This is a genomic window from Luteibacter sp. 9133, assembly GCF_000800155.1.
In the GTDB taxonomy this organism is placed as follows: Bacteria; Pseudomonadota; Gammaproteobacteria; order Xanthomonadales; family Rhodanobacteraceae; genus Luteibacter; species Luteibacter mycovicinus.
In genome coordinates this window covers 2149643-2160096 of sequence record NZ_JUHO01000001.1, presented here as the reverse complement: position 1 = coordinate 2160096, position 10454 = coordinate 2149643, and the positions used below count along the sequence as shown (strand labels likewise).

The following is a 10454-nucleotide window of genomic DNA, read 5'->3' as shown; positions in this document are numbered from 1 at the left end:
CACGGCATCGCTTCACCTCGAGTGGTGGACATGCGCTTTTGCTGTCACGTTCACGAACGTGGACAGCGAGCGAACGCTCCGTTGCAACCTCAGGGCAGACAACTGTCGGTGCTCCCGAGCTTTGTGGAGGCGATGCCGCCGTAAGGACTGACGCCGTTGCGTGTGCCCGGCAGGCGGGTCGTATTTTGCCCCAGGCCGCTGCCCGGCTGACCGGAGGGCATGGCGCAGAGGACGAAGGCCACGGGTTGGCCGGTACTGGTACGCGATGCGACCGCTTCGAGCTTGCCCTGCTGGCCGAAGGTCACCACGCCCGTATCGACGCCGCGAGCGGACACGAGGGTCAGGGCCGCTGCGGCACGCAGGATCTGCATACCGCTGGCAGGCGTGGCGGAATAGGCATCCGAGGCTTTGCTTGTCGCCACCGGGTGGCTGTAGACGAGCCAGCCCGTGTCCCAGGTGGTCGACGATGCGCAGCTGGTGCCGTCCGTGCTCGGACACAGCGAAACATAGGTGGCGCGCAGCACCGCTTCCGTGCGGGCGTATTGCACGGCAGTCGTAGCCGCGCAGGGAAAGAAACGGAGGCACCGCGAAGGCGGCCGTCGGCGCGGCAGGGTAGGTGTTGCTGCCGCTGGTCGACGCCCACGTGGTCGTGTCGTCATGCAGCGGGGACTGCAGGGTGGCGCCGGACACCAGCACCTGAGGTGCCCTGAGTTACGGTCGAGGGACATCACGCCGTTCGACAGGGTCTGAAATCCGTCGCGCTCTCACGAAAAATCTCATCAGCATCGTGAAATGCCACGACAGGTTGCGATTTCCTGCAGGAAGGGCGGCTTCCTGCGGCAACGACCTGGATTTCACCGCGGCTGCACCGGTGCGGGCAAAAGATCGAACCCGGACAACACCTCGGCCGCCGTGCCGAAGGAGGGGCTCGTGCGTATATTCCTGTGGATGGGCATCGCCGCGGCCGTGCCAGCCGTCGGCTGGGCACAGTCGTCATTCACCGAGGCCCGCGAGCACCGCGCGACGGACGATGTCGCCATCAGCGCCTGCGGGGATGCCGTGAATCGCGAGGTGCGGTCGCGCAACGCCATGGTCAGTCAGGTCGAGGTCGACGAGGCGCACGCATCGCCCGCTACGGAAAGCAGGACCGACATCGCAGGCGGAGGGCATCTTCGCGACGGATCGGGCGGCACGCGTAAGTTTACGTTCCGCTGCTCATACGATATTCGTGCGGGCAATACCTCGAACGTATCGGTGTGGCTCTGACCTGCGCGACATTCAGCGACCTCAGGGCGCCCTGGCCATGTCCGCCGTCGACCAGCCACCACCGAGGGCGCGGATCAGGCTCGCCGTCGCCACAAGGCGCTGCTCGGTGATCTGAAGGCTGCTCTGTTCGGCTGAGAGCGCGGTGGCCTGGGCCGTCACGACCGTGGTGTAGTCGACGGTGCCCGCCTGGTATTCGTTGGTCGCGATCGTTTCGGCCTGCCGTGCGAGGCGCAGTGCCTCATCCTGCGCGACCGACTGCTGGGCGAGTACGCGCAGGTTGGACAACTCGTCCTCGACGTCCTGAAAGGCGGCGAGCACGGTCTGCCGGTAACTGGCGACACTCTGGTCGTAGGCCGCGCGCGCGGCTTCGACCGTGGATCTGCGCTGGCCACCGTCGAAGAGGGTCTCCGTCGCCGTTCCCGCCAGCGACCAGAGCTCATTCGGGGCGGACAGGAGCTTGCCCAGACCCGAGTATCCGGCTTCCGCCGACAGGTCGATGGTCGGGTAATACGCCGCCTGCGCCACACCGATCTGGGCGCTCTGCTGCTGCATCCTGCGCTCCGCTTCCGCGATATCAGGCCGGCGCTCGAGCAGTGCGGAAGGCAGCACACCGGCCACCTCCGGCAACGGCGTGTCCAGCGCGGCCGCCGGAATGGCCAGCTCGGCCGGCGCTTTGCCGACCAGCAGCGCGATCGCATGTTCGTACTGGTCACGCAGGCGCTCCGCGCCGACGAGGGACGCGCGGGCCGTGGCGAGAGTGGTCTGTGCGGTGATCACATCCGAACGTGCCACGGTGCCCGCGTCGTACTGGTTCCGCGCGATGCGCTGGCTGCGCTCATAGGCATTCACCGTGCGCTGGTAGAGCACGATGAGCGAGTCCTGATAGCGCAGTTCGAAATAATCGGTGACCAGCTCCGCCTGCGCGGAGAGGGTGAGGTCGGCCAGTTCAGCCGCGCTTGCCTGCGCGGAGGCCGTGTCGCTCTCGATCTGCCGACGGGCCTTGCCCCACAGATCGGGCTCCCACGTGCCCGATGCGGTCGCCGCGCGGGTGGTGCTGTTGCTGCGCGCACTGTGCTGGCGGCTGGCGGTCGGCGCGAGATCCACCGTGGGCGACAAGCCGGCGCGCCCTTCGCCCACGACGGCCACGGCCTCGCGATACGCGGCTTCGTAGGCTTTCAGGTTCTGATTGTCGATGGCGACACGGGATACGAGCCGATCGAGCAAGGGATCGCCATAGACGCTCCACCAGGGGCCGCGCTGCGCCGCGTCCTTCGGTTGCGCCGCCTGCCATCCGGCCGGCGCCTCCCTGAACGCGGTCGGGGCCGGTGCCGACGGGCGTTCGTAATTCGGCCCGACGGCGCAGGCACCGAGGGCGGTGCTGATCGCTGCAACGAGCACGATGGGGGTCAGTCGGTTCATGGGCGAGTATCCGGCAGGGCCGCGCCGGGGAACGCCCGGTGCCAGAAGCCCAGCGAGCGATGGCGGAAGCGGTCGAGGTAGAGGTAGACGACGGGCGTCGTGTACAGCGTGAGCAGCTGGCTGACGACGAGACCGCCGATGATGGAGATGCCGAGCGGGCGGCGCAGCTCCGCGCCCATGCCGTGATCGAGCACCAGAGGCAGGGCACCGAGCAGGGCGGCGCAGGTCGTCATCAGGATGGGACGGAAGCGCAGCAGACAGGCACGCTCGATCGCCTGGAGCGGTTCGAGGCCTTCGTTGCGTTCGGCTTCAAGGGCGAAGTCGACCATCATGATCGCGTTCTTCTTGACGATGCCGATGAGCAGGAACACACCGATCAGCGCGATGACACTGAATTCGGTACCGGTCAGCAAGAGGGCCAGTACGGCACCGGCACCGGCGGACGGCAACGTCGACAGGATCGTCAGCGGATGGACGTAGCTCTCATAGAGGATGCCCAGAACGGCATAGACGGCGAGCAGCGCGGCACCGATCAGCAGCGGCATCGTGGCGATGATCGACTGCGACTTGCCTGCCGTGCCGCCGAACGACCCACGCACGGACACCGGCATGCGAATGGCCTGCGTGGCTTGCTCGATGGCCCTGGTCGCATCCGCCAGTCCATAACCCGGCGCCAGGTTGAACGACAGCGTGGTCGCGACGGCCTGGCCCTGGTGGCTCACCTGCACAGGCGTATTGCCGGTGGCCAGCGTGGCGAACGAGGAGAGCGGAATCATGGTGCCGGCCGTCGTGCTGACCGCGGAGCCGCTGGAGGCGCTTCCGCCGCTGGTCGCGATCGAGTTGGTCGCGGCGTTCGTCGCCGCGGAGGACGTGGACGTTGCGGATGTACTCGCCGCACTGGTGGTGTTCGACGTGGCATTGGTCGACGACGTGCCGCTGGCGGCTTCGCCCGACGTGCCGACGTAGATGCCCTTGATCGTCTCGGGATCCTGCAGGTACCGCGGCGCGAGTTCCATGACGACGTGGTACTGGTTCTGAGCCTTGTAGATCGTCGACACCGTACGCTCGCCGTAAGCGTCGTAAAGCGTCGCGTCGATGATGTCGGGTGTCAGGCCGAGCCGCGCGATGGTCGGGCGGTCCAGCACGACCCGGGTCTCGAGGCCGCCGGTCTGCTGGTCGGAGTTCACATCGGCGAGCATCTTGTTGGACTTCAGTGCGTCGAGCAGCTTGTTCGACCAGACACTCAGCAGCGCACTGTCATCGGACTGCAGCGTGTACTGGAACTGCGCGAAGCTCTGTCGGCCACCGGCGGACAGGTCCTGCATCGGGAACATCATCAGCCGGGCACCGGGAATGTTCGCCAGCTTCGGGCGCAGCCGGGCGATGACCTGTGCCGCCGATGCCGTCCGCTCCTCGAGCGGCTTCAGCGCGACAATGACGTTGGCCGTGCTGGTACCGCGGCCGCCGGTGAACCCGACCACCGTCTGCACGGCCGGATCCGCCTGCACGATGGCCTGCGCTTCGGTGAGCTTGGTGCGCATCGACTGGAACGACGTGCTTTCGTCGGCGTTGATGCCGCCTATCATCAGTCCGGTGTCCTGCTGAGGGAACAGGGTTTTCGGAATGATCGTGAAAAGCACGACGGTGGCGCCGATGGTCAGAAAGAAGGTAAGTATTACCGCCAGCGGGTGCCTCAGCGCGATGCCGAGCGTTCGCGCATACAGGTCGTGAACCGCCTGAATGCGTCGTTCGATGAAGCGACTGACGCGGCCCGGCCGCTTCGGCGTCGTTTCGTCCTTCAGCAACAGCGCGCACATCATCGGAGTGGTCGACAAGGCCAGCACGAGCGATATACCGATGGCGACGGACAGTACCAGCGCGAACTCACGGAACAGCCGTCCCACGATATCGCCCAGCAGCACGATAGGCAGGAATACCGCGATCAGCGACACGCTCATCGACAGCACGGTGAAGCCCACCTCTTTGGCACCGGTCAGGGCCGCCTCGACGCGAGGCATACCCGCCTCGCGGTGACGCGTGATGTTTTCCAGGACGACGATGGCATCGTCGACCACGAAACCCGTGGCGATCGTCAGGGCCATCAGCGACAGATTGTCCAGCGTGAATCCGCAAAGACGCATGATCGCGAACGTCCCGAGGATCGACACGGGCACCGCCACGGCGGGAATCAACGTGGCTCGCCACTCGCGCAGGAAGACCAGCACGACCAGGACCACCAGGACCACGGCGACGACAAGCGTTTCTTCGGTATGCGACAGCGAGGCGCGGATGGTGCTGCTGCGATCCGCGGCGATCGTCATATGCGTGCCGGCGGGGAGGGCGGCCTCCAGCTGCGGCAGCACCTTGCGGATACCGTCCACCGTGTTGACGATATTGCCGCCGGGCTGCTTGAAGATAAACAGCATGATGCCCTGCTTGCCATTGACCATGCCGACGTTGCGCAGGCTTTCCACCGAATCGTCGATCTCGGCGATGTCCTTGAGGTAGACGGGTCGCTGGTTGCGCCAGGCGACGATCAGATCCCGGTAGTCGCTGGCCTCGGAGACCTGGTCGTTGGCGTAGAGCTGGTAACGAAGGTTGCCCTCGTTGACCACGCCCTTGGCGCTGTCGGCATTGGCGGCGGACAACGCGGCACGCACGTCTTCCAGACCGATGCCGTACTTGAACACCTTGCCGGGATTGATCTCGACGCGTACGGCGGGCAACGAACCGCCGTTGAGGTCGACATTGCCGACGCCCTGCACCTGAAGCAGACGTTGCTCGAGAATGTTCGACGCCTGATCGTAGAGCTGGCCGGTGGTCAGCTTGTCCGAGGTCATCGACAGAATCATGATCGGCGCATCGGCCGGATTGAACTTCCGGTAGGTCGGGTTGGCCTTGAGACTGGCGGGCAAATCCGCGCGGGCCCCGTTGATCGCCGCCTCCACGTCGCGTGCCGCGCCTTCGATATCGCGGTCCAGACCGAACTGCAGCGTGATGTTCGACGAGCCCAGGCTGCTCTGCGACGTCATCTCCGTCACGTCCGCGATCTGGCCCAGCCGACGTTCCAACGGAGCCGCCACGGTCGACGCCATGGTGTCCGAACTGGCTCCGGCCATCTGCGCTTGCACGCGGATGGTCGGGAAGTCGACGTTGGGCAGCGGTGCCACCGGCAGCAGACGGAAAGCCAGGACACCGGCCACGGCGATGGCCGCGGTCAGCAGGATGGTCGCGACCGGGCGCCGGATGAAGATCGCGCTGAGGTTCACGATTGGCTTGCCTCGTGACCGGGAAGGCCGGCGTGATGGTGACGGAACCGCTGCGCGGCAAGGTCCAGCACCAGATACACCGCCGGTGTGGTGAACAGCGTCAGCAGCTGGCTGACCAGCAGGCCCCCGATCATCGCCACACCGAGCGGATGGCGCAGCTCGGAACCGCTGCCATGGCCCAGAGCGAGTGGCACAGCCGAGATGAGCGCGGCCATCGTCGTCATCAGGATCGGGCGCAGGCGCAGCAGGCAGGCTTTGTGAATGGCCTCGCGTGGGCTGAGGCCTTCCTCGCGTTCGGCGGCCAGTGCGAAGTCGATCATCATGATCGCGTTCTTCTTCACGATACCGATCAGCAGGACGATACCGATGATGCCGATGATATCGAGCCCGGACCCGCTGATCTCCATGGCCAGCAGCGCTCCGATACCCGCCGACGGCAGCGTCGACAAAATGGTGAGCGGATGGATGAAGCTCTCGTACAACACGCCCAGCACCACGTACATGACCAGGACCGCGGCCAGCACCAGATACAGTTCGTTGGACAGCGACGACTGAAACGCATCGGTCGCGCCCTGGAAGTTCACACCGAAGCTCCCGGGCAGGCCGACGGTCTTACGCGCCTGATTCACGGCGTCGACCGCCGCGCCCAGCGACGCGCCGGGCGCCAGGTTGAACGATACGGTGGTGGCAGGGAACTGTGCGAGGTGGCCGATCTGGTTCGGCTTATGTGTCACCACGACTTTTGCGATCGAGCTCAGCGGGACCTGGCCCGTCGTGGCGGTGGCCGAAGGCAGATAGATGGAATCGAGCGTCTTCAGGCCGCGCCCGAGCGTCGGATCCATTTCGAGGATCACCCGCATCTGACTCGACTGGGTGAACACGGTGCTGACGATGCGCTGGCCGAAGTTGTCGTAGAGGGCGTTGTCGATGGTCGCCAGCGTGATGCCGAAACGCGCGGCGGTGGCGCGGTCGACCACGACCGTGGCCGCGAGGGCGTTGTCCTGCAAGTCGCTCGTCACGTCCGCCAGTTCGGAGGACTTGCGCAGCTCGGCGAGCAGCTTCGGCGTCCAGGTGGACAGTTCGTCCAGCGACGGGTTGTCCAGGATGAACTGGTACTGGGTGGCGCTGACCTCGGTATCGACGGTCAGATCCTGTACCGGCTGCATGTAGAGCGTGATGCCGGCGATTTTCGCGGCGTCCTTCTGGATGCGGCGGATGATTTCGTCGATGGAATCGTCGCGCTGATCCTTGGGCAGGACGTTGATCTGGAAACGGCCCGAACTCAGTGTCGTGTTGGTACCGTCCACGCCGATGAACGAGGAGAGGCTGACGACGTCGCGATCCTTCAGCAGCACCTCGGCCAGCGCCAGCTGACGCTTGCGCATATCGTCATAGGAGATCGACTGGGATGCCTGCGTAATGCCCTGGATCACCGAGGTGTCCTGGCTCGGGAAGAAGCCCTTGGGAACCACGATGTAGAGCAGGGCCGTCAGCACGACCGAGGCTGCGGCCACGCCGAGCGTGATCCACTTGTGGTCGAGTGCCACGGTGAGAATGCGGTCATAGCCGCGGATCACGCGATCGAACCATCCCGGTCGCTTTCCGGCGTCGGGCAGTTTCGGCTCGGCCGAATGCTGACGAAGCAGCCGCGCACACATCATGGGCACCAGCGTCAGCGACACCACGGCGGACAGGACGATCGTCACCGCCAGGGTCACGGCGAACTCATAGAACAGTCGGCCGATGACATCGCTCATGAAGAACAGCGGAATCAGTACCGCCAGCAGCGACACGGTCAGCGAGATGATCGTGAAGCCGATTTCTTCCGAACCCTTGAGCGCGGCATCCAGCGGACGCATGCCTTGTTCGATATAGCGGCTGATGTTCTCGATCACCACGATCGCGTCATCCACGACGAATCCGGTGGCGATGGTCAGCGCCATCAGCGAAAGGTTATCGAGGCTGAAGCCCCACAGGTACATGGCACCGAACGTGCCGACCAGAGACAGCGGCACGGACAGGCTCGGGATGATGGTGGCGCGGACATTGCGCAGGAACAGGAAGATGACCATGACGACGAGCGCCACCGCCAGCACCAGTTCGAACTCCACGTCCTGGACCGACGCACGAATGGTGGTCGTGCGGTCCGTCAGGACGGCCACATGGACGGACGAAGGCAGTCCGGCGGTCCACCGGGTCAGCGACGACTTGATGTTGTCGACCACCTGGATCACGTTCGCGCCGGACTGACGCTGCACGTTGAGGATGATGGCGGGCGTCGTATTCATCCACGCCCCGAGTTCCGCATTTTCCGAGCCGGCCACGACCGTGGCGACGTCCTTCAGCTTGACCGGGCGGCCGTTCTTGTACGCGATGATCGTCTCGAGGTAGTCGGCCGGATCCTGGATCTGGTCGTTGGCATCGATCGTGTACGCGCGTCTGGGGCCGTCGATGCTGCCTTTGGGCGTGTTGACATTGATGTTGTCCAGCGTGGTGCGCAGATCGTCGATATTGAGACCGTAAGCGGACATGGCGCGGATGTTCGCCTGCACGCGGATCGCCGGCTTGTTGCCGCCACTCAGCGTTACCAGGCCCACGCCGGGAAGCTGGGAGATTTTCTGGGCGATACGCGTATCCGCCAGCGTCTGCACCTGGGTCAGGGGCAGGGTGGGTGAGGTGATCGCCAGCGTCATGATCGGCGCGTCGGCGGGATTCACCTTCGCATACACCGGCGGTGCGGGCAGGTCGCTGGGCAGCAGACTGTTGGCCGCGTTGATCGACGCCTGCACTTCCTGCTCGGCGACGTCCAGGGTCACGGCCATGTCGAACTGCAGCGTGATCACCGACGCACCCGCCGACGAGCGCGACGACATCTGCTTCAGGCCCGACATCGTGCCCAGTTGCTGCTCGAGCGGCGCGGTGACCGCCGAGGTCATGACGTCCGGACTGGCACCGGGATAGAATGTCTGTACCTGGATCGTCGCGTATTCGACGGCCGGCAGGGCCGAGAGCGGCAACGAGCGCCATGCGACGAGGCCGACGATGAGCAGGGCGGCCATCAGCAGCGTGGTCGCCACCGGCCGCAGGATGAAGATGCGCGACGGATTCATGGGGCGGCCGTGGCGGCTGCCTTACCGGAGCCCGACGCCTTCTTCTCGTCCGGCACGACGACCCTGGCACCGTCACTGAGGTGATCCGCACCGTCCACGACCACGACGTCGCCCACGTTCAGTCCGGAGGTCACGGCGACGTTGCCGTCGGCGGAAGGACCGGTCGCGATCTTGCGCAGCGATACCGTGCGGTCGCTCTTGAGCACGTAGACATAGGTGCCCGGTGTACCGGTCTGCACGGCCGTCGTCGGCACCGTCACGGCATCGCGCAGGGTGTCGACCAGCAGCGACGCGTTGACGAATTCGTTGGGGAACAGACGCCCGTCGGGATTGGCGAACAAGGCGCGCAGCTTCACCGTGCCGGTGCTCGTATCGACCGCGTTGTCGATCGTATCCAGGGTACCATCGGCCAGCTTCGTGCTGAACGTACGGTCCCAGACGGACACCGGCCGCGGCTTACCGTCGGCCGACGGCTTCAGCACGGCGGCCAGCGAATCTTCCGGCAGCGTGAACACGACCGAGATCGGATCCATCTGGGTCACCACCACGACGCCATCGGTGTCCGACGAGGTCACGTAGTTGCCGACGTCCACCTGGCGAAAGCCGGTCCTGCCGTCGATCGGCGAGGTGATGCGCGCATAGGTCAGGTTGAGCTTCTGCGTGTCGACCTGGGCCTGATCCGTCCGCACCGTGCCTTCGTACTCGTGCACCGAAGCGATGGCGGTGTCCACCGTCTGCTTCGATGTCGAGTCCTGTTTCATCAGCTGCTGGTAGCGCCGCAGATCGAGGCGCGCGTTTTCCAGCGTGGCCTGATCCTTCTGCAGCTGGCCCTGATACTGCGCCAGGGCGATCTGGTAAGGACGCGGGTCCACCTGCGCGAGTACGTCGCCCGCCTTCACCGTCTGGCCTTCGCGAAAGGCGATGGAGGTGAGGTAGCCGCTGGTCTGCGCCTTCACGGTGGCGGTAGCCAGCGACGTGACCGTGGCGATCGACTCCAGCGTGACCGGGATGTCGGCCCTGGTGGCTGTCGCCACGCCGACCGAGGTCGTCGTCTGCTGAGCACCCGGACCTCCCTGATGACCGTTACCGCCCGTACCCGACACCACCCGCCACGCGATGAACGCGGCGATCAGGAGTACGACCGCGACGACGGATATCCAAAGGCCGACGCGACGGCGTGACGGGGTGGAGGAGGACTGCGGTTCGGTACGCGGGTGCATGGCGGGCCATCAGGGAGATTCGGATGGTCGACACGGTGACACCGGACCCTTGTCGCGACAATGCATCTTGTTGATATCAAAACACATTTACACAGTGTGTCAGTATTTAAACAAACACCGCATTCGCTGGTTATCCGCCTCGGGGATGCCGCAGAATATCGACGAACCGC

At 65.2% G+C, this 10454-nt stretch carries 6 protein-coding genes; 1 reads left to right on the top strand and 5 read right to left on the bottom strand.

What is annotated here, in order from left to right; translation table 11 throughout:
- Nucleotides 1–89: 89 nt before the first annotated feature.
- Nucleotides 90–548, bottom strand: coding sequence for a GspH/FimT family pseudopilin (locus FA87_RS19870; RefSeq protein WP_197062394.1), 459 nt, complete (start codon nt 546–548; stop codon nt 90–92).
- A gap of 382 nt (nt 549–930) precedes the next feature.
- Between FA87_RS19870 and FA87_RS09250 the strand changes: the two genes are divergently transcribed.
- On the top strand, nt 931–1266 hold the full coding sequence (locus FA87_RS09250; RefSeq protein ID WP_156128529.1) for a hypothetical protein: 336 nt from the start codon (nt 931–933) through the stop codon (nt 1264–1266).
- 21 nt (nt 1267–1287) lie between these two features.
- On the opposite strand, the gene FA87_RS09245 is transcribed toward FA87_RS09250, so the two are convergent.
- From FA87_RS09245 to FA87_RS09230, 4 genes are read right to left on the bottom strand one after another with little or no spacing between them, the layout of a single operon-like run.
- Nucleotides 1288–2685, bottom strand: coding sequence for an efflux transporter outer membrane subunit (locus FA87_RS09245; protein WP_052191252.1), 1398 nt, complete (start codon nt 2683–2685; stop codon nt 1288–1290).
- Nucleotides 2682–5954: an efflux RND transporter permease subunit gene (locus tag FA87_RS09240; protein WP_043694050.1), complete on the bottom strand. Its 3273-nt coding sequence runs from the start codon at nt 5952–5954 to the stop codon at nt 2682–2684. Before FA87_RS09240 ends, FA87_RS09245 begins: the two co-directional genes overlap by 4 nt.
- Nucleotides 5951–9064, bottom strand: coding sequence for an efflux RND transporter permease subunit (locus FA87_RS09235; protein WP_043694047.1), 3114 nt, complete (start codon nt 9062–9064; stop codon nt 5951–5953). The genes FA87_RS09240 and FA87_RS09235 overlap by 4 nt, the downstream gene beginning before the upstream one ends.
- Nucleotides 9061–10284, bottom strand: a complete 1224-nt coding sequence (locus tag FA87_RS09230) for an MdtA/MuxA family multidrug efflux RND transporter periplasmic adaptor subunit (protein ID WP_052191251.1) — start codon at nt 10282–10284, stop codon at nt 9061–9063. The genes FA87_RS09235 and FA87_RS09230 overlap by 4 nt, the downstream gene beginning before the upstream one ends.
- Between the last annotated feature and the right edge of the window lie 170 nt (nt 10285–10454).